This window comes from uncultured Prevotella sp. (genome assembly GCF_946407605.1).
Lineage (GTDB): Bacteria > Bacteroidota > Bacteroidia > Bacteroidales > Bacteroidaceae > Prevotella.
Genome location: NZ_CAMJOS010000001.1, coordinates 1 through 20,760, shown reverse-complemented (window position 1 = coordinate 20,760; position 20,760 = coordinate 1). Strand labels below are relative to the sequence as shown.

The 20,760-nt window shown below is 40.0% G+C and carries 21 protein-coding genes and 1 pseudogene; 17 read left to right on the top strand and 5 right to left on the bottom strand.

Translation table 11 applies throughout. The features are described from left to right. Positions 1–118 precede the first annotated feature (118 nt). From Q0R57_RS14710 to Q0R57_RS00055, 11 genes are all read left to right on the top strand, one after another. Positions 119–304, top strand: coding sequence for a transposase (locus Q0R57_RS14710; RefSeq protein ID WP_366516817.1), 186 nt, complete (start codon positions 119–121; stop codon positions 302–304). Positions 305–406: 102 nt separating this feature from the next. Next, the gene (locus Q0R57_RS00100) at positions 407–784 is read left to right on the top strand and encodes a hypothetical protein (RefSeq protein ID WP_294742568.1); all 378 of its coding nucleotides are present in this window, start codon (positions 407–409) and stop codon (positions 782–784) included. Positions 785–969: 185 nt separating this feature from the next. After that, positions 970–2,070: a DUF262 domain-containing protein gene (locus Q0R57_RS00095; RefSeq protein ID WP_294742564.1), complete on the top strand. Its 1,101-nt coding sequence runs from the start codon at positions 970–972 to the stop codon at positions 2,068–2,070. A gap of 4 nt (positions 2,071–2,074) precedes the next feature. Continuing rightward, entirely contained in the window at positions 2,075–2,689 is a 615-nt protein-coding gene (locus Q0R57_RS00090) for an MAE_28990/MAE_18760 family HEPN-like nuclease (RefSeq protein ID WP_294742562.1), read from the top strand. Positions 2,690–2,704: 15 nt separating this feature from the next. After that, a complete protein-coding gene (locus tag Q0R57_RS00085) occupies positions 2,705–3,145 on the top strand; it encodes a hypothetical protein (protein ID WP_294742560.1) in 441 nt (146 codons plus the stop codon). 19 nt (positions 3,146–3,164) lie between these two features. Beyond that, on the top strand, positions 3,165–4,250 hold the full coding sequence (locus Q0R57_RS00080) for an ATP-binding protein (RefSeq protein ID WP_294742558.1): 1,086 nt from the start codon (positions 3,165–3,167) through the stop codon (positions 4,248–4,250). Beyond that, on the top strand, positions 4,232–4,660 hold the full coding sequence (locus tag Q0R57_RS00075; RefSeq protein ID WP_294742556.1) for an STAS-like domain-containing protein: 429 nt from the start codon (positions 4,232–4,234) through the stop codon (positions 4,658–4,660). The genes Q0R57_RS00080 and Q0R57_RS00075 overlap by 19 nt, the downstream gene beginning before the upstream one ends. After that, positions 4,647–5,513 (top strand): hypothetical protein, encoded by an 867-nt coding sequence (locus Q0R57_RS00070; RefSeq protein WP_294742555.1) that lies wholly within the window; start codon positions 4,647–4,649, stop codon positions 5,511–5,513. Before Q0R57_RS00075 ends, Q0R57_RS00070 begins: the two co-directional genes overlap by 14 nt. Before the next feature lie 410 nt (positions 5,514–5,923). Then, positions 5,924–6,502, top strand: coding sequence for a hypothetical protein (locus Q0R57_RS00065; protein ID WP_294742551.1), 579 nt, complete (start codon positions 5,924–5,926; stop codon positions 6,500–6,502). Then, positions 6,486–6,980: a hypothetical protein gene (locus Q0R57_RS00060; RefSeq protein ID WP_294742548.1), complete on the top strand. Its 495-nt coding sequence runs from the start codon at positions 6,486–6,488 to the stop codon at positions 6,978–6,980. The genes Q0R57_RS00065 and Q0R57_RS00060 overlap by 17 nt, the downstream gene beginning before the upstream one ends. An 11-nt stretch (positions 6,981–6,991) precedes the next feature. Further along, positions 6,992–7,459, top strand: a complete 468-nt coding sequence (locus tag Q0R57_RS00055; protein ID WP_294742547.1) for a hypothetical protein — start codon at positions 6,992–6,994, stop codon at positions 7,457–7,459. A gap of 527 nt (positions 7,460–7,986) precedes the next feature. Here Q0R57_RS00055 and Q0R57_RS00050 read toward each other — a convergent pair. From Q0R57_RS00050 to Q0R57_RS00040, 3 genes are all read right to left on the bottom strand, one after another. Then, complete coding sequence (locus tag Q0R57_RS00050) at positions 7,987–8,403, bottom strand: hypothetical protein (RefSeq protein WP_294742544.1); 417 nt, start codon at positions 8,401–8,403, stop codon at positions 7,987–7,989. 192 nt (positions 8,404–8,595) lie between these two features. After that, positions 8,596–8,835: a hypothetical protein gene (locus Q0R57_RS00045; RefSeq protein ID WP_294742541.1), complete on the bottom strand. Its 240-nt coding sequence runs from the start codon at positions 8,833–8,835 to the stop codon at positions 8,596–8,598. Between the two features lie 168 nt (positions 8,836–9,003). Next, positions 9,004–9,714: a hypothetical protein gene (locus Q0R57_RS00040; protein ID WP_294742539.1), complete on the bottom strand. Its 711-nt coding sequence runs from the start codon at positions 9,712–9,714 to the stop codon at positions 9,004–9,006. 66 nt (positions 9,715–9,780) lie between these two features. On the opposite strand from Q0R57_RS00040, the gene Q0R57_RS00035 reads away from it, so the two are divergent. Next, entirely contained in the window at positions 9,781–10,149 is a 369-nt protein-coding gene (locus Q0R57_RS00035; RefSeq protein ID WP_294742536.1) for a four helix bundle protein, read from the top strand. A 64-nt stretch (positions 10,150–10,213) separates the two neighbouring features. On the opposite strand, the gene Q0R57_RS00030 is transcribed toward Q0R57_RS00035, so the two are convergent. Further along, positions 10,214–10,489, bottom strand: a complete 276-nt coding sequence (locus Q0R57_RS00030; RefSeq protein WP_294742534.1) for a hypothetical protein — start codon at positions 10,487–10,489, stop codon at positions 10,214–10,216. A gap of 21 nt (positions 10,490–10,510) precedes the next feature. Further along, positions 10,511–10,696 (bottom strand): annotated as a pseudogene (locus tag Q0R57_RS14705) (D-Ala-D-Ala carboxypeptidase family metallohydrolase); the annotation flags it as partial. Positions 10,697–10,932: 236 nt separating this feature from the next. Between Q0R57_RS14705 and Q0R57_RS00025 the strand changes: the two are divergent. The 5 genes from Q0R57_RS00025 (at position 10,933) to Q0R57_RS00005 (ending at position 20,011) form a co-directional block, all read left to right on the top strand. Beyond that, a complete protein-coding gene (locus tag Q0R57_RS00025) occupies positions 10,933–11,370 on the top strand; it encodes a hypothetical protein (RefSeq protein WP_294742531.1) in 438 nt (145 codons plus the stop codon). A gap of 259 nt (positions 11,371–11,629) precedes the next feature. Further along, on the top strand, positions 11,630–14,707 hold the full coding sequence (locus tag Q0R57_RS00020; RefSeq protein ID WP_294742529.1) for a metallophosphoesterase: 3,078 nt from the start codon (positions 11,630–11,632) through the stop codon (positions 14,705–14,707). Between the two features lie 664 nt (positions 14,708–15,371). Next, positions 15,372–18,281 carry an N-6 DNA methylase gene (locus Q0R57_RS00015; RefSeq protein WP_294742525.1) on the top strand — a complete coding sequence of 970 codons (2,910 nt, stop codon included), beginning with the start codon at positions 15,372–15,374 and terminating at the stop codon, positions 18,279–18,281. Beyond that, positions 18,274–18,936, top strand: coding sequence for a hypothetical protein (locus tag Q0R57_RS00010; protein WP_294742523.1), 663 nt, complete (start codon positions 18,274–18,276; stop codon positions 18,934–18,936). The genes Q0R57_RS00015 and Q0R57_RS00010 overlap by 8 nt, the downstream gene beginning before the upstream one ends. A 181-nt stretch (positions 18,937–19,117) precedes the next feature. After that, positions 19,118–20,011, top strand: a complete 894-nt coding sequence (locus Q0R57_RS00005; RefSeq protein ID WP_294742520.1) for a hypothetical protein — start codon at positions 19,118–19,120, stop codon at positions 20,009–20,011. Positions 20,012–20,760 lie beyond the last annotated feature (749 nt).

The window sequence follows — 20,760 nt, the reverse complement described above, 5'->3', positions numbered from 1 at the left end:
CACGAGCGAGCGGAGAGCCAAGCTCGCTTGAGCTATCCCGAGCGAGAAGGAGGAAGACGAAGTCAATATCTTCGAGGAACCAGAAGACTATTACCAGTTCATTACTACTTTGGATAGGATGCGTTTCCGTTATGATGAGGATGGTACCCCTGCAGGAAGTAATTGCACCTATTACGCATATTGTTTAATGTCTAACCACTTTCATTTGCTGATTCGTGAACGAGAAGAGAGCGTAAGTGATACTATCAAACGCATTGCAAGTTCTTATGTGTACTATTTCAACCGTAAGTACAGGCGCGATTAGCATCTCTTTAAGGAGCGTTTTAAAAGTGAGCCAGTGAATGATATGGCTTATTTCGTGACGCTTCTGAGGTATATACACCAAAACCCTGTGAAGGCTGGGATTGTGAATAAAGTAAATGATTACGAGTTCAGCAGTTGGCATGAATATGAAGACAAGAATAGTACGCTATTCCCTTTATGTGATACTCGCACTGTTTTGAACCGAATACCCTTTAGTGAGTTGAATGAACTTGTGAATGAGCCTCTTTCTGATGAAGTCGCTTGCCTTGATATAGAGGATGCTTCTAAAGGACGACCTTCAGATGATCAGGTTATGATGCTGATTAAAGAAAAGACCGGCGTAACGAATAGCAGTGCTTTTCAGCAATTGCCTACAGATATAAAGAAGTCTATATTAGTCGAATTAAAAAGTAGAAAAGCCTCTTTACGGCAATTGGAGAGATTGACGGGAATAGGGAAGAGTATGATATATCGTATGTAATGAAACAGGAACCTGTCCCGGTGTTCGCGTCCCGGTGTTCGCGTCCCGGTGGTTCGTTACTGTAAAAATAGATACTGCATGGGCTGGCGACACCACCATCTACTTCTGATGTTTGTCCCACAGAAATCACAAAACCGCAGAAAGTATAAACTATAGTTCTGTTTAATATTTAACTAAAACATAATATGGCACTTATTGATGAAATAACTGAGAAGAGTAAAAATATCCAAGCTGATAGCTATTCTATCTCTCTTGGTGAAATAATAAGTATGTATAAAGAGGGGGACCTTGATATTCATCCTGAATTTCAAAGGTTTTACAGGTGGTCTGATTATCAGAAAACTAGACTTATTGAATCTTTCCTACTAAATATCCCTGTACCTCCTATTTTTGTTTCACAGCGCGAAGATGGTGTTTGGGACGTTGTGGATGGCCTTCAAAGGCTATCTACAATTTTCCAATTCGTAGGTATATACAAAGATGAAAATAATAACACTTTACCACCATTGGTTTTGAAGGGAACCAAGATGCTTCCAAGTCTTGAGGGGAAGAAATATAAAGATGTTAATGATGAAGCGAATTCATTTACTGATGTAGAGCAGAGGTATCTTAAGAGAGCTAAAATCAGTTTGAATATATTGTTAAAGAATAGTGATGCTAGTAGTAAATATGAATTGTTTCAGCGTTTAAACACTGGTGGCTCTACATTAACAGATCAAGAGGTTAGAAACTGCCTTATGGTAATGACTAATCGGGATAAATTTAATATTATACAGAACTTGTCTAATGATGAACATTTCAAGGGCACTCTTCGTATTAATGGTAAGATGTATAGTGAGCGCTATGATATGGAACTGGTAACGCGTTTTATATGTCTTCGCCAAGATAGTATTGAAAATGTGAGAAATGCTAGTGATTTTGGCGAATATCTGAATGAAAGGATTCTTTCTTTATTTGAAAACGATCAGATTGATTGGGTAGAAGAAGAGAGAATTTTCCGCCGAACATTTGAACAACTCGACAATGAATTGTCTGATGATGTGTTCTGTAAGTATTATAGGGATTTAGACAGATTTAAAGGTGGTCTTAGTATAGGCGCGTTCGAGATAATCGCAATTGGTCTTGGAAGACATGGTGGTGACATGCCTGCCAATTTTGATTTACTGCAGCATATAAAAGATCTATGGGGTAAAGTTGATGACAATGAAGTGTCATGGAGAGGTAATAGCGCAGCAGGAAGATTAAGCAGAACACTACCATTAGCGGATACATTCTATGAAAATTAGAAGTTTGACAGAACTACAGGAGAAAGTTGATAATGATATCGCTCAAAGAAAAAAGGAACTTATCAACCTGAAAGGGTTACTGCTTAATGCAAAAGCGAAAAATGAACTTCTGTTGGCAAAGTGTCTTGTGGTGATGTCTTATTCTCATTGGGAAGGGTTTGTTAAGAACGCTACTAGGATTTATATGAAGTATGTGCAGTTCCAGGGCTTAAACGCAAACCAATATTCGCAAGAACTTAGATCAGCTCTTACATATAGGCAGATTATGAAAAATAGTGACAGTGTAGTGAATAAAATACTGTTGACAGAAGATTGCCTATACAATAACAAGGTTCTTACTGTTGATGTGGATGATTTATGCGATACAGAGAGTAATCTTAATTTTGATGTACTTAAAAAGATTTTGTATAACGTAGGCTTACGGTCTAATGTGTTTGATACGAAAGAAATATATATCAATGAAAAAATTGTTGGAGATCGTAATAAGTTCGCGCATGGTGAGATAAGATTATATGATACTGATGATGCTATCGATATTGCTGACACTGTCATAAACTTAATGGATACTTATAGGACAGAGATACTGAATGCTTCTGCACAAAATAGTTTTCATTCATAGATTTTTATGATGCTTATGAAAACAATGATTTTGGTATGGGGATCCTCTGAGAGGGGAAAATCCCAGAGTATAAAAAGACTGGCAATGAAGATGCCATTTTCGACCTTCATCAGTCCTTGGCATAATGATGATTATGACTCGTATGTAATAGGAAAAGTCAAAGGCAATGAGGGTGAGGAACATGTTATTGGTGTTGAGAGTCAGGGCGATCCTTATTCAAACCAGAAAGCATGGATTGAAAAATGTATTGCTGCTGATTGTGAAGTGATTGTTGCAGCAAGTCGTACTTATGGACAGACCGTAAGAGATGCTTATCAGTTGGCTCACGATAATGGATATGAGGTGGTTGAAGTGACCACTCATTTCCATGTGGGTGGTCCAAAACTGCCGAATGGAGTAGACCTTAGAGATGTGTTTGCTGAGAATATGGTGAGTTTGATTATGAGGTGTATTTGATAAGGATTTGCATGGATATATGCCAGAGATAAAGAATGAGGTGATAGATACTCGTAAGAAAGAGAAGGACAACTCACAAAAGAAAAAGAAGAAGCGCAATGCTAAGATGAAGAAAAAGCAAAAGCTTATACCTTCATCAACGGTTAGAGCTCCTCGGTCATTTCGCAGGAGAAAGATGCGCGAAGAGTTGAAAAACTTTCGAAGAGTGAAACTTGAAAAAACTCTTCCTGCAACTTTCTCTTTTGAAAAAGATAAGGAATCTGTTCTTCGTTTTCTGAACGAGGCATTTCATCATTATAAGACCTTAAAGAATCGCGTACAGGAAAAGAGATATAACTATGATTTAGCAGCGGTAACGAGTATTGACATCACTGCTATTTGTTTGTTCCTCTCTCTGATAAATAAGATAAATGCCAATGGAATAGGCTCTAGAGGTAATTATCCTATAAATAATGAAGCTAGGCAAGTACTGGTGGAGTCAGGTTTCGCAGATATTATGCAGTCTGCATTTAAACCATTGAAGACGAAAAAGTACAATAATCAACTTTATATTGTAGGATCAAAAAGAGTTGATAATAAAAAAATAGGGCAATCTGTAAAAGAAGCTGTGGGATACCTAACTGGTGAAGAACGACATTTCCAACCAATTTATACAATGCTTATTGAAATTTGCTCAAATTCTGTTGAACACGCCAATAAGAAGGAAAGAGACAAGAACTGGGTGGTGTCAGTTTCCTACGAGACAGATAGAGTGAATTTTATTGTCGTAGATACTGGAGAAGGTATTATGCGTACAATCCAAAAGAAGTTGCCTGAAATGTTTGTTGATAAATTTAGAAGCGACGGCGATATACTGGAGGATTTGCTCAATAAAGGTTATCAATCAAGAACAAAGGAAATAAACCGCCATAAGGGGCTACCCAAGATAAAGGAGAACTATGATGCTGGCTATGTAGATAATATGAAGATCTTGACAAACAAGGTTTGGTATGACATGGCAAGCAAAACATATGAGAAAACAAGGAATGAATACTTTGGGGTTTTATACTCATGGAGTTTTACTAAAGATAATTATAATAAATGGGAATGCAAAAAGAATATTTGAATGTGATAGATTTCACGGAATATCCTGGACCGAGGTACGATGAACAAGGACCGGAATCAGGTGAGAAATTCTATGTTGAAAAGCTTAATCCGCTTTTTCTGAAGTGTTATAGGGAAGGAAAGAAACTTGTTGTAAACCTTGATGGAACAGCAGGATTTGCTTCGTCTTTCCTTGATGAAGCATTTGGACAATTGACATTTGATTTTGGTGCTGCTTCGTTAGACGAGTATCTCATTATCGAATCGGCAGATGAGCCAGAATGGCCTCGAATGATAAAGGAAGAGTCTATACCGCAATGGCAGGAACGGCGTGAAAACGGGGAAGCACCTAAGGCGACAATGAAGTATAAGGTGCATGGAATAAATAATAATGGCGACATAATTGAACGTGTTTCAGATGGAACTCTCTGATTTGCTGGCTATTCTGGATATCGTAGTCACAGTAGTCATCGGTTTTGTGATTACCCATATGGTTTCAGTTCGCGACTCAAGAACACGAGCCATAAAGGATTACTATATACAGGAGTTGGCTGCCATTAAGTCGGAAATCAACAATTTCTATGCAAGTTTATTTAAGGGAGAACTGGAAGCTAAAGAAATAATAGGTTGGTATTCGGCTATAAGAAATAGAATTGATAGCTTTGATCAGGCTGTAAGAAAGACCTTTACTATTTACGAAGGGAGTATCGCTAAGAAGTTGTTTCTGAATTACAAGTATATTACAAATAGTAACGATTTTAATACAAATTATAATCAGGGTAAGATAAAATTTAGAGCAGCAACAAAGATCGCCATTGGCAAGAACGAGAAACAACTCTATATGCTAGTGGAAAGAACTCTCTATGATATAAATAATGTAAGAGCCCGAGATTATATAGAGAGAAAATGGTTGGAATTAAAGTCTCATTACCTTTATTATCGTACCTCAGAAAGGAAATCAAGGAATGAGGCATGCTTGAATATATTGTTGGATTGGCTTTGTACACATAAGTCAATTATTGTATTTTGGGCGGTTCTTGCTATAATTGTTTATTTCTTTTTCGTAAATATAGGCAAGGTGCTTAAACAAGATAATGATAATTCAGCACAACTTGAACTAATAGAACGCTTTGATAGTCTTAATTCTATCGTTAAAGATGTATCGAAGAAAATAGATAAAGAACCCGTAGTTGTTGAGAGCCCTTCAACCTATTCGATTAGGTTGAATGAAATATCATCAAGAGATACAACAAGTTTAAAAGGGTGGATAAAGGCTTCCAAGTAATGGCTTATATGGATAAGGAGTTTTTCTAAAGATACAAATAAATTAAACAAAGAATATAATGAAGTATTTGATTGTTGTAGCGCACCCTGATGATGAAGAAATTTATGGTTCATGGTTCATGATTCACGGTTAATGATTTAATTCAATGGAGAACAACAAGACATATAAACCATATAAGAAAAAGGCTACTGCTGCAAAAGTGGAATATAAGTCGAAGAGAGGGAACAATGATGGTTCTGGGTTCACGGTTCATGGTGAATGATCCAGAGTTTTAGCAGAAAATGCGAGAAAAAGCGCACAAAATTGCACAAAAATGAAGTAAAAGTGCAAAAATGACTAAAAATTGGCATAAAAATTGCAATAGATTAAAAAATAATAAGTAACTTTGCACCCCAAAAACGGAAAAAATAATGGAAATAACAGCTTCTATAGTCAGTGTGGGTAGTTGGAATCCTCGTATATTTACGCCAGAATGGGTATCAACTAATGTCTTTTCTATGCCTGAAGGTGATACGATGAATATTGCACTTAATGAAAAGCAAATGAATCTCACTTATGCATGGAAAGGTATTCAGTTATTAATGACTGACAGGGGTATAGAGATGAAAACGGATGCTAAATCTATGGATGTTCTCATTCAAATGGAGGAAATCTATAAGCATCTTTATGAAGTCCTTCCATTTACTCCTATTACTGCCGTTGGATATAATTTGAACCTTACTCTTGCAAAAGATGAATTTGAGAAGACGAAAATTGCAGGAATTATAAAGCCGCAGACTATAGATGTTTACACGAGCAACTCACAAACGTTTAGTGCGGTAAAAGATGGTGCTATTCGTAGTTTTGATGTGCGAAATTCAGGTAGTGTAGCTGAAATAAGATGCAATTTCCATTATGTGACACCGCCGAAAGGACAAGATGGCACTTCTATTTTTAAAATTATAATAACTGAATTAGCGAACTTTTTGGGATATGAGCTTACTTTCTAACACAACAACCAAGGATCTTTCGGAAGTGGAAGATTCAGTGGAGAACGAACAGTTTGTTCAAATATCAAAATATACTCGTACCAACAAAAAGGGAGACGGTATTGAGGTTATTGCATATAGAGCTACTTCTAAAGGTAAGAATGATGCGCAATTGTGGATAAAGAGATTTCTTTCTGAGGAAAAGGAGAGTTTATATCTGCAAGCTTTGCGAAATTTATATCGCAAGATTGACTTCATTGAATTAAGCCAGGCATTAGAATCCGAGGATATCAGTGAGGAAGAGTTTGACAAAGAGTTGGAAGAAAATGAAGATCGTTATTTGATACCTTCACCAACAGTTGTACCCACTGTTAAACAGGTCATTCAGGTTTCTGAAATTATGAAGAAACTAGGGCGAGAGAAAAGCTCGGTGGATGAGGTGTCCGAGGTATTCTCGTTGGACATGGATAGAGCAATGGAAGTGTTGCAGACCTATTAAGGATATCATCTATGGCAGAATATTATAATGGTGGTGATTGTATTGATGGCAAACGAGTATTGATTAAGTTCAAGAAGCTTGTTAAACAAGCCAATGCCTACATTGCATCTCCAACAGGTTTCAAAGGAAGAAAATACAAGTGCTCGCGAGATGGAAGCACAGAGATAACTGTTGCTCTTCCTTCAAATGATGCTAAGACTGCGGCAACGAAGAAACCTTCGGTACACCTTGCTGTTGGTGATAGATTGAAGTGTAATCGTGCATATTTTATAGCCGAAACTACCAAGAAACTTAATTGTTTTAAGGTAACAATGATGAGTGGGCAGCATGAGTGTCACGAGGGCACTCCAGATGTGAGGGTTTATGCTGAAATAGAAGCTCCTTTCGAAAATATAGTTCATGCTGCTGAAAAACGTCTGCTTGAAATGAAAAAGCAGATTGAATTAGGCACAAACAAACCACAGAAGAAACTAAAATAAAAAACCTCAGCGTGCTTTGTTGAAGGCTGAGATATGCAGACTTATGGTTGTTATGGAGCTTGGTTCTGCGAAATAATGGCAAGGGGACAGGAAACTGACATCAGATAAATAAAGAGTTCAAGCTTGATGCTTTTAATATCACAATTTTATGCCACGTAAGGCAAGGGTAGAGTCTGGAACAGGGATATTTCATGTGATGATGCGAGGCATTCGCTCGGCCTTTGGACGCTTGCTACCGTAGGGACGCAAGAATCACCAGAACCGACGCACGAGCGAGCGGAGAGCCAAGCTCGCTTGAGCTATCCCGAGCGAGAAGGAGGGAGACGAAGTCAATATCTTCGAGGAACCAGAAGACTATTACCAATTTATTGCTACTCTCGATAGTATGATATTCCGTATGTAATGAAACAGGGCCCCGTCCCGGAGGTTCACAAAACGACAAAAGGAACCACACCAACCAAAAATAGAGACAACCGTGCGAACGGAAGCCTCTATTGTTCAAAGTTTAAAGGTTCAAGGTTCTGCCCTTAGGGATAGTCGCTAAGTTCACGTCTCAAAACATTCATGGTATCGCTGACGATGATGTTCTTGCTGTAGAGTTCCTTGCCATCGAGTTCTGAAACGCCAAGGATCTTGGCTTCGGGGAAGCGAGAGCGAAGGCCAACGAGCAAACGTATGAGCTTCGCTATTAGTTCAACGTTCAATGTTCCAGGTTCAAGGGAGCCGCAGTAGTGGATGCTGATAGAGCATTTGTTGTACTTGTCGCGGTCGTAGATGGGACCTTCAATGAGGTTGACCGTTGAACTGATGTCGATGGGATGGAGGACAAGTCCCTCTTCGTTAATAATGAAGTGGTGTCGGAAGAGAGACACAGCATGGTGACGAGACTTACCATTGTCATTCGGACAATCTGAGTCAATGAAGATATATTCGATTTTGCGCATAGCATGATAATTTTAAATTAAAATTAGTTTCAAGTGTCACGTTTCATGTTTCAGGTGGGCCTGAAGGCCTAGTTTCAGGTTTCAAGTTTCAGGTTTCATGTAAAATGCCTGAGCCTGTGCTTGGAGCCAGGAACCTACTTGAAACCTGAAACTTGAAACCTGAAACTTGGAACCTGAAACTAAGCGAAGCGATTAGAAGAGATGGCTGGTGCAGCTGGAAGTAACGAAACCGAGGATGAGGGTAATGATATAAGACAGGATCTTCAGAATAATCACCCACATAGGATCCTTAGGTTTGACACTAACGTCGGGTACCTTGTCAGGGGCTGACTCCTGCTCCGATGCAGGAACAAGGATTTCGGGGTTCTCGACTGCGGCATCTACCGACTTTTTTACTGCTTTCTTGAGAAGCTTCTGGAAAAATTTATTCATGATAAATAAAGTTAATTGTTTAAAGTTTAATGTTTAAAGACAGTTGAAAGTTGAAAGTAGAGAGCCAGCAGCGATACACTTTATACTATCCACATTACACTGTCGAGCGAAGCTCGCCACTGACTCTAAACTTTACACTATACACTATACACGAATTAAGCCTTTAGCTTAGTTCATGTTGTCATCATCGTCACCGTCGCCGCCGCCTGGGTTATTGCCGCCGCCGGTATCTGAGCCGGTCGAAGAGCCACCAGTGTTGTCACCACCGGTTTCTGAGCCTGTCGACGAACCGCCATTCGTGTTATTCGTATTGGAACCTGAACCCTGATTACCTGAAACCGAGACCGATCCATCGGTGTTAATCACGGTCTGCTCGCCATGCTCGTTCACGGTGATGATGACGGTGTTGTCACCAGCAGAAGCATTGAGGGTGATGGTTGCAGGCCAGGGCCCAGTGAGGTACACATCCTGATAACCACTCTTGGAGACAATCTTGATAGAGGTGGGATGCTCAGCAGCATAGGTGCTGATGGCGGCCTCGATATCGGTGATGGTCACATCTGCACCGCCAACATACTGCTCAGCCAGCGTATGGAGAGCTAAGGACAGGGCCTTGCCGTTGATGCTGTAGTAGCGGTTGCTGGGAGAACCGTTCTTGCCGGTGACGGTCTGACGGATGGTGCGCAGGTGGTGCTTCAAGTGCATCTGGATGAACTTAAAGATAGCCTGACGGATGCGAGCCTCAGTGGTGTTGAACACACTGGCTGGAATGGTTGGAGTACTACGGGCATAGGTTTTGCCGTTGAGAGTGTAATACGTGATACCATCGATGGTACCTGAACTTTTGCGGCCAATGCCGACTTGTTTGATCTGTGCCATAATTAATAAAGTTTAATGTTGAACGTTTATAGTTTAAAGTCAGTTTTGCAGTTTAAAGTTTAGAGTATGGAAGTATTCAGTTACAGGAAGTTGATAGCATATCAGAAAGCGAAAGAGGTTGTTAAACGTACTTATCAGCTTCTGAAGAAGTTCCCTGCTGAAGAGCGTTACGCGATGTGCGATCAACTTAGGAGATCTTCTGTGTCTATTACCTCTAATATTGCTGAGGGGGTTAACCGCTTTTCAGTAAAAGACAAGATACATTTCATTGAAATTGCCTTTGGTTCCCTGATGGAGGTCTCTTCTCAGTTCGAGGTAGCTGAAGACTTAGGGTATATAACCACAAGCGAACGTCTTAGCATGGATGAACTTGTTACGGAGGTCGCTCGTCTTTTATCCGGACTACGCAATTCGTATCAAGCCGAAGGCAGATAGCTTTACACTATACACTTTACAAAGCTTCCTCTGACTTTACACTATACACCATACACTTTACACTTTATTCGAGAAGGAGCGCCTGAGCGCGGGTTACTCGTCCGTAGCGACCGTTGCCATCCGCTTTCATGATGTAGTGGCGGTTGGACTCGTGGGACACGAAGCTCACATGGATGAAGTTGGGGTATAGAATGAGCTGGTCGTAATCGATCTTCTCACTCGTCAAGATGAGACGGAAGGCCTTGATGAGGCGCTCACGAGCGTTGAGACCACAGACTCCAGACTGGCCGCGATTGTTCTTGTTCCAGCCTACGTAGAAGTCACAGGCGAGCCCCTGCAAATGCTGGCTCTTGTGTGAACTGTGAGACAGAATGTCGTTGAGTGCCTTGGCGCGATAACCGGAGGTGATGATGACTGGGAGTTGCAGCTCTTCGCGAAGTGGCTCCATGGTGTTGACGCAAAGTGAGCGGAGGTTGTTCACGACCGCTGGCGTCGGAGTGTTGTCGATACCGCGCTTCTTGGCAGTAGGGCTCTCGGTGAACTCCATCTGAGAGAAGTGCGGTGTGAAAAGCATGTTTTGCATACGCGTTACATTTTAAATTGTTATACTAATGTTTGTTGTCTCGTAGAAACCTTCGGAGAGCGGCTTACCCGGGATGCTTTTCTCGTTGGATTTCGATGCAAAGATATAGAAGAAAGCACGCCTTTTCAATTCCGTTAAAAGGCGTTCAAAAACGGTTTAAATATCATTGATTATTGATTTAAGAATAGCTAGAAATCATCATGGAAGAAGACAAAAATAACATCACTTTCAATATCTATGGCGGGAGTAATCAGATACTGCCCAATGCCACCAAAGCAGAGCAGCATTTCTATGGTGACCAGTTCGCCAAGGAAGCCCTTCGCAAAGGGGCTGCTGCAGAGCCACCGCTCACTGACGATGAGCGTAGGTTGCTCGTGTACATAGAGAAAGAAGAGTCGCTTCGCAACTATGAGGCCCAACTTGCCGTGTGTGAGAATGCTGCCGACGTAGGTAAGGTCGTTGCCATGATGTGCGAGAATGAGCCCCTTATCACTGAGGAGCGTATTGTGAAGGAAGAATTTATCAAGACCCTGCTCCCCTTTATCAATGGTGTCGATAAAGGACGTGGCATCAGCAACTTGCGTGTCCAAATAAACAACGCGTGGTCGGAGCGAAAGCGCACCCTCAGAAACAAATAAAAATATAATAAGGTATAAAGCAATGTCAGATAATACGTTCGATATTAAGGGCGGAAGCAATCAGATACTGCCCAATGCCCAGGAGGCCAAGCAAAATATCTACATTGGCGATTCGGCCATCAAAATTGCTCTTCAAAAATCGGGAGGGACCGCTGATAACACCATTTCGGAAAAGAATCATACCAGCGTTATGCCTTCTGAGGTGGTTAAGCATAAGTCACCCCAACGCGAAGTGCAAATATCGCAAACAGGGAACAAGATGAAAATAGCTATATTACATCTTTCAGACCTACATATAAACAGTGCCAATGCTGCTTGGATTATTGATAGGGCACACCAAGTGGCCAATGCTGTAAAAATGGCCTTTGCTGACTGTAATAAGATATATGTGGTGGTGTCGGGCGATATAGCCAACGAGGGTTTGGCGGAACAATATGAACATGCTGTCACGTTCTTTACACGTCTGAAATCCGGCCTCACTAACAACTACAATGGTGCTATTCCAGTTGAGAAGCGTATCCTCTGTGTCCCCGGTAATCATGATGTATTCCTGAAGGAGGAGAACAAGATGCGCTCCGTCCTGCTACAAAGTGTGCAGGACAGTTATCCGGAAATTGACGAAAGCATCTTCGAGAACATTGTGGGTACACAATCTGCCTATGCAGACTTCATAAGAAAGATAAATGATGATGCAGCATACAAACCTACGCTGCTAAGTTCTATTGAAGATAAGGTGGGCGATTTTCAGATACGCTTCAACCTTTACAATACCGCGTGGATGTGTGGTAAAAAGGATGCGCAGGGCACCATCTTCATGCCTATGGACGGTGTGAAGATGTCTGCAGACAAGAAACCGGTAGATATGGTTGTCTCAGTCATGCACCACTACTACAATTGGTTGGCTGTTGGCAAACAGAACAAGACCAAGTTTATGCGCCGCGTAGCTGGTTCATCCAACATCCTTATCTATGGTCATGAGCATGAGTTCATGGCTACGGGCAAGACGGACAATCTCACGGATGGATATATCAGCGAATATGAGGGCGCAGCCTTCTATTCCAAGGATAAGACCACAGGGGTAGAGGAGTCTATGTTTGAGGTTCTGGTGATTGATACTGAACAGTCTACTTGCAATCAGACCACCTTTAAGTACTCGCCCAAGAACGCCATCTACATGACAATCAGCAGCCAATCACGCAATATCAGCAGCGAGCGTAAGTCTGGTGCTTTCCGCAGTAATACGGAATTCTTCCAGAATCTGGACGAAATGCCTACTCCTATATATAATCATGAGAAGGAGAAACTTAAGTTGTCCGAGATTTACATCTATCCCGACCTGGAGTCTATGAACGACCGTGTCAACAAGACTGATATTGATGGCAAATACTTGAGTGCCGACCAGCTTATTGGCGATGCCGACCATTCGCTATTCATTCTAGAAGGAGGCAATCAGTGTGGCAAGACTAGTCTGTGCCACATGTACTATATGTCTTTGGCCAACGCACACAAGTATCCGTTGATGCTCTGTGGTAAGGATATCAACAACGATAATCTGAAACGCATACTGCGTAATGCCTACGATAGACAGTATATGCCTGAGTTTGCAGACTATGAGAAGTATGAGCAATACGATAAGTCTGCAAAGGTTTTGCTACTCGATAACTTTGATAAGTGCAAACTTCCGCGCAATGTCAAAGAAAAGATGATTAAAGACTTGCTCCTTCTGTTCAGTAGGGTTATTATTACCGTCAGGGAAGATAAGTTTATTGTTGAATCACAGAAATATTTCGACAAGGACCAGACGGCACTCTACCACATTAAGTCTTTTGGATACGAGAAACGTGCAAAGCTAATCGAGAAGTTCTACGAGCGTTTCGATAATCAGAGCATTTCCCCACAAGAGATGCTCGACAAGACCAACGAAGCGCTTCGCATGGTGCAGCAGTTCCTCGGCAAGGAGTATATACCTCCTTATCCCATCTATATTCTCTCGTTGTTGCTGTCAAGCACCAAAATGGCGGGCCAAAACTATTCGCAGACCGCCTATGGCCATTGTTATGATGCCATTATCACTTGTGCGTTGCTTACGCAGGTCAAGGATGAGGATGTATCCCAGTACAGGAATTTCTTGAAACATTTCGCTTTCTACAAGTTCACCAAGAAGATGGAGAGTCTTTCTGAGGAGGAACTTCAGGAGTTCTTTGAAGACTACAAGGATAAGTATATCATCGCAAGCTATGATACTTGCAAGAGAGTGCTCCTTAATGCTGGTCTGTTGGTATGTGAAGATGAATGCTACTACAAGTTTGGTTACAAATATGTGTACTACTTCACGGTAGCTGAATATATCTCTGGCATTATCAACAGTCAGGAAGGAAAGCACATTATTCAAGCATTGTGCAATGAGATAGAGTCTGAGGAAGTTGCCAACATCCTGATTTTCCTGACTTACCACATTGATGATGTCTCTTTCATTGACGAAACCATCTTCACGCTGATGGCTTCTATTGAAGATGTCGAACCCATCACCCTCGAAAAGGATGACAGTTTCTATGCTTCAGTAGCACGTCTCTGCGATGAGATGAAAAAGGAGACCGTAGATGTATTCAAGAAGTCTGACCCTAAGAAGGCCCGTGAGAAATTCCTTCGTCAACAGGATACGGCTGAAAGGGAGCGTGAACATCTGGAGGAGGAGAAACGTCAGAATGAACGGTTTAAGAAGATAGATAAGGCCATGCGCTCCATCGAGGTTGTTGGCCAGATTATCAAGAACCGTCGCAATACGTTGGAGAAAAGTAAACTGAAAGAAATGCTGGTAGAGCTTTACTATGCTGGTTTCCGTACTGTCAGCTATCTGGGCTCCACACTCGCAAACGAAAAGAAAGCCCTCATTGAGGATATTGTCAAAGATGAGAAACTTGATGGCGACTCCATGAAGATTCGCGACCACATCAACTATTTCTGTGAGCTGACTACCTTCCGTTTCTGCTTGTTCACGTTCAGCAAAATCATCAATTCCGTTGGTGTGAAGGAACTGCGCTGGTTGTATAACGATGCCTCAAAAGAGATAGCCTCGCCTGCGGCAGAGATTGTCACCTTCTCCATCGAGTCCGTCTATTCTAAACTGGCTGTTGATGACCTTAAGAAACTAGTAGAAAAATACAAGGACAACTCTGCGGCTATGACCATCATCCGTGCAAGGGTTCGTTCTTATCTGTATAACAACTACGTGGAGATTAACGATCGCAAGAGGATTGCTAGTGCTTTACGTTTTGACGAAGGTAACGCAAAAATTGGTAGCAATGTCATACCGAAACTTGGTCGTAAACAGCCTTAGCCATACTCTAGCCATACTCTAGACTGCTTCTAGCCATACTCTACCTATACTCTAGATATACTCTAGGTATACTCAGTGAGTATGGGTAGAGCTTGGGTAGAGCGAGAGTGCTAGCTGAGTGATTTATGGCAAATAGCAGGTTGATATTAAATGTATGGATAGTATTACAGATAGACTGAAAGATTTTATGGAGAACGAAGCCCGTTCGGGCTCCATGGATTTGACCTTGTCGAAATCGCTCACACTTGGCAAAACTCAAGTAAACTTGGCATTGCTCTCGCTTAACCGCGATTTTTGGGTGCGTGACGCCGCTGTATGTGTATAGGTCGTTGGGAGGTGCTGTTGCGATAGATGAGATTGCGGCGGGGCTTAAAGAACTACGGAGTCAGGGATTTATGAATATGATAAAGGAGATTGTGAAGGGGTATGTGCGGGGTGCACATGCCTCTTTGTGGTTGAATAAGAAGTTTGAGTAGAGGAAGGGACAAGTAAGAGAGTATTTTTAAAAGATAAAAACGCTGGTTAATATGCTAATCAGCGTTTTTTTTGTTCAGATTTGAATGGAAATATGTATAAAATGATATGTTAATTAAGAATAATTGCGCAATTTCTTGTGAATTTGTAATATTAATATTAAATTTGCAAACAAATTCGGAGATAATAAATGGTGGTTTCAGATATATTTGAGAATACTATAAACGGAATTCGTGTCCCGGTTCTTAAAAAAGGCCAGGAATGTAGCGGTGTGGTTTTTACTAACAAGAATGATGTGTCTGATCCGTCCATTCTGTTTGCGCTTGAGACAGCTCGAAGCAGGTTTAATGCGGATGCTGTTTATTTTCGTTACTATGCTGATAGGAAAACATACATTCCACAGATGTATATTTTTGATTTTACGATCAAAGCATATTCTGAAGATCATCGGAAGAATGTGCATAAAGCTATGTGGAATGGAAGTCAAGTACCTGCATATATGATTGTTGAGAAAGCACAAATTACAATCTGTAATGCAAGATTGACACCGGATAATTCCAATGAGAGTATATCTGAAATTTTAAAATGTGCAGCTGACTCTTTTGACAAATTCCCATCATCTGAGTTCGCAAATGGTATGTTTTGGGAGTTACTGGATAAAGAACAGAACAATAATTTTGATCAGACAGCGACGAAGGATTTGATTAGGGGCTTGAAAAGCGTATTTACAGATTTTCGGTCTCAATCAGGTCTTGACAGGCATGTGGCTCTCCGTTTGCTTATGCAGTGCTTGCTCATCAAGTATATCGAGGAACGTGACGATTCAAACAAAAGTGGATATTTTGCATCCCATTACTTTAAGGTTAACTTTAATTGTGATGATTTCTGCTCCACCATAAGAGCTGGTAAGCTATTGGATCTTCTTGACTTACTCTCTAAGGATTTTAATGGTAAAATTTTTGAATGGGATGTTGAGACACAGGTCGAGGATAGAGCTGCTATCCAACAGACAGAAGTCAAGAAACTGGCTGATTACCTTGATGCTAATATTGAGGATAATCAATATCTGCTTTGGCGTAAATATTCTTTCTCTTGCTTACCCGTAGAGATTATTAGTTCTGTATATGAGGAACTTCTTACTGACAGTAAGGATATCGTTTATACGCCAGAGATGATTGTTTCTACTCTCATAGATGAGTGTATGCCTATTGATAAGCCGCAAAAGAACTTCAAACTGATTGATGTGAGTTGCGGCTCAGGTATTTTCTTGGTAAAAGCCTACAAACGACTTATTCAGTGGTGGCGATACGAGCAGTGGAAACAAACTGGTGAACTAAAGAAACCAAACCTCGAGACTCTGAAGACAATTCTAACAAATTCTGTATATGGTGTGGATGTAGAGCGAGATGCTATCAATCTCTCTGTTTTTAGTTTGGCATTGGCGATTCTTGATGAGGTAGATCTTAATCCACCCCTGTGGAATGAACTTAAATTTCCAAGAATTGACAGAAATATAAGCTGCCAGAATTTCTTTGAATACATAACAGATTCACGGAACTATGGTGTTTTTGACTTGGTAATAGGCAATCCTCCGTTTAATTTGAAGAAGGAAAACAGCAAGGAACCGAGTAGGAAGGATTATTTTAATGAGGTGAAGAAGTTATATGGATATCAAAGCAATATAATTATCCCTGATGAAAATCCTGCACTTCACTTTCTTAGTAATTCAATGCCATTGCTGAAGGATAGGGGGTTGCTGTGTATGATTCAGCCATCCAACCCTTTACTTTATCAGAAAGACGAGAAATTTAAGGAGTCTTTGTTTGGCAAACACAATCTGCTGCAGGTTATTGATTTTACAAACTTGGATGACAAGTTATGGGGAAGGAAGAGAGTGGCAACGGCAGCAGTTTTTTTAGAGAACTCTAAGCCTGATACAAAGAATGTTCTTCATCTGGTAGCGAATCGTTCTTTCTCAAATACCCACAAACTCTTCTTGGAATTTGATTACTACGATTTTCATTATGTGAGTAAGCATGATGCCATTTACAATCCATATATCTGGAAATCCAATTTGCTTGGCGGCTATCGCGTAAACAGAATGATTGATAAATTCACAAAATGCAGGACTATTGGTGAATTCTTAAGGCAAAAGGAAAGCGAAGGTTGGGCAAGTGGAGAAGGATTTATAGAGGGAAATAAAATTGAACTTGATTATATTTATGGTCAGGCCTTTCTTGACACCGAATCATTTAAGGGTGACTATTCCCATAATAAATTGGGAGTTTGTACTATTAATCGTTTTTGGCGCCGAACATCTAAAATATTGTTCGAACCACCTCATTTATTAATCAGGAAGGTATTAAAAAAAGACGGTCTAATTTCTTGTCTTTACAACGAATATGTTACTTTTAAGTGTGGTATTTATTCGATTCATGCCCCACAAGAAGATATTGGTATCTTAAAGCACTTGGCTGATTACTTAGAGAAGAACGGCGTACTTCTCCGATTCCTTGTACAGGCAATGAGCAGTCGAGTTGGCGTTATAAAAGTTAATTCTTTTTACGACGAAGACATAGAAAACCTCCCATATCCAGAAGAGGATTTTTATGTAAAGCTTACGGAGGCTGATAAGATTATAATGAATGATGCGCTTGAGTACTATTCAAATCCGAGAAAGCAATCCATACATAAGAAACTTTACCAAGAAAATGTTTCACCTAAAGAACTAATTCTTTTTGCAGATGTATTTTGTAAAGGACTGAACAGTTATGCCAAGTGTGAAGATAATGAATATTCATTGTCCAAGGTTATTGATGCTGGTGATTATTATGCTGTACAGTTTGAATTCCGAAAGATAGGCGAAATACATTATTTGGAGGAAAAGAACGATGATATTGCTGGCTATTTGAGATCGTTATTCCCATCTCGTGACAAGCATATTAATTCCGCATATATCCAGAAAATATTAAAAATTGGTGGTAGTGGTATTGTGATATTGGTAAAGCCCAAAAATAGAAGATACTGGCTGCAATCCATGGCATTGAGAGACTCTGACGATATTTTTGCTGATAATATTCAAATGCTAACCCATGTTTAGAGAACAGAATACATCATCAATTACTGGTACGAGATTGTTTTCTTCATGGGAGGAGGTTGAGGCTGTAGTCGTATCGTATATGGATAATCATCTTCCAGATTTCGTGGCTTATTTTAAAGCTCAGGGCAGTCCTGTCGGGGAGAATCGAATAACAGATTTGCTATGCTCTCATCTCAATATGAGTTTAGATGGCTTTCTGCCATTTTGGTTTGGGAAAAATCCCACGCAGATTGTCGGTTACAGGGAAAGTGATATGGGTGTGTTTGTAAAAGACAAGGAAATGAATCCGATGCGTCCCCTCTTTGAATTTGAAGCAAAAAAACTATCGCCATCTTCAGCTAATAAAGAATATGTTTGTGGGGAAAGAGGCGGGATAGAGCGTTTTAAGCGTGAGATACATTCTCCACATTTGCCTCATTGTGGCATGTTGGGATATGTGTTTGTCCATGATTCGAAATATTGGATGGAACAGATTAATTCATGGATTACAAATCTTGCTAGTCAATCACCATTGTCTGGTGTAGATTGGAGAGACGATGACGAGTTACTTCATGCCTGTGGGGCTGTAGGTACAGTAACCAAATATTTATCCAAAAACAAACGGGCAAGTAAATCGGATATAATGATATTTCATTATTTCATAGATTTGCAATAGTTTTAAGGAGGAAAGATATTGCATAATCTGACTAATAGTATTGAACAAAGAATATGATCAACTGTGATGTCAGAATTCAATTCAACAATCTTATACTGTCCCTGTAACGGATTAACCAATATCGCAGTTTTTTTGTTAATGATATAGTAAAATTAAAGTAGATTAATCAATATTCAGAACTATGGATACGAATGTTATTATCTTGATGATTATCTGTGCGACGGTAATTGCACTTGTTTCAATTGTTTGCGACTATCTTTTTGAACGAAAAATATTTGATATTACAGATTGTTTCATGTCCAAGAAGATAATTAAGGTTCATAGAAATTACATCGCTGGCTTTTTGAGTTTTGCTGTTATAATGCTTATTACAGGAAAATATGGTGGACCTGATAATGAAATATTTACATACTTGTCTTTTGGATCCACGATTACTTCATTAGTTCTTTCTGTTCTAGCGATATTTGTTACTGTGCAATCGAGTTCGGATATATATAAACAATTCGGAACTATTAATAAAGTGTCAATACAGATTGAGAACACGTTGACAAATTTAAAGGAGGCTGAAAACAATCTAGAAAAAACGTCTACAGATATTTCATGCCAGATGAATAGCATTGTTGATGAGATTGGAAAAAGGCTTAATGATCGTATGCAAAAAACTGAGGAAACCCTTTCGGAACAGATACAAATGCAAAATATCACTCTTCAAAATACGACGAATGATAAGACAACTAATATGAATTCAAATTCTTTTTTAAAACGAATCTCTTATAATGGATTGTTAGTAATTTATGCATGCCTGAGAGGAGTAGAAACGGGTAAGATATTTAATCTGAATAGTCTGTTTAAAGGTAATGAAAATTACCAGTTGGGTGTTGTCGTGACAACCTTTGCTGCGGGCTATATTACAGGTTCTGTGCATAAAAGTGGAGATAATTGTATTGTTAAGTGTGTTGATTCGGGTATTAAATCTGAAGACGTCTACAAAATAATTGTAAAGAGCTCTTCTGGCTATGGTGCAAATGCAGAGGAAAGCACAAAGGTAATAAATGAATACTTTGATAAAGAATAAATATTAGATACAGGGAGTCAAGGCTGATGTCAAGATGCTAAGGGACAGGTACTGACAAAGATCTGTCGCCCACGAGTCTGTAATCAATATCCAAAGCAAAACGCTCTTGAGAAGAGAATCTCTTTTCAGGGGCGTTTTGTTGTTTTGGAGAAAAAAAGAAGAAAAATCGATAAAAAGTTGCAGGAATAGATCGTAATTAAAATAAAATTTGTATTTTTGTGGCGTAATGATAAAACTCCATGGTGATATGGAATCAAGAGTTGAAATCATAAAGCGACTGAAGACCAGAGTGATATGATGACGACGAAAGAAACGGGAAGTGAATTGGGACGCGACACAAGGATGTGTGGTGACCCCAAGACGTGGTTTCCGATGAGGGTGACGTATCAGCGGGAGATGAAAATGGCAGGGGGACAGGTCAGTGACATCAGCAAAATTGCCATAAAATTGCCGCGATAAACGTATAACATGCCAAGACAAGCGAGAAAGGAATCAAGTACTGGTATCTTCCATGTGATGATGAGAGGCATTAATCATCAGAACCGACGCACGAGCGAGCGGAGAGCCAAGCTCGCTTGAGCTATCCCAAGCGAGAATACTTGCCAAATAACCAAACGAATACTTGCCAAATAACCAAATGAATACTTGTCAAATAACCAAGCGAAAACTTACCAAACAACCAAATAAAAACTTACCAAACAACCAAATTGTTATTAAATTCTTTGTTTGTTTCAGAGAAAAGTTGTACT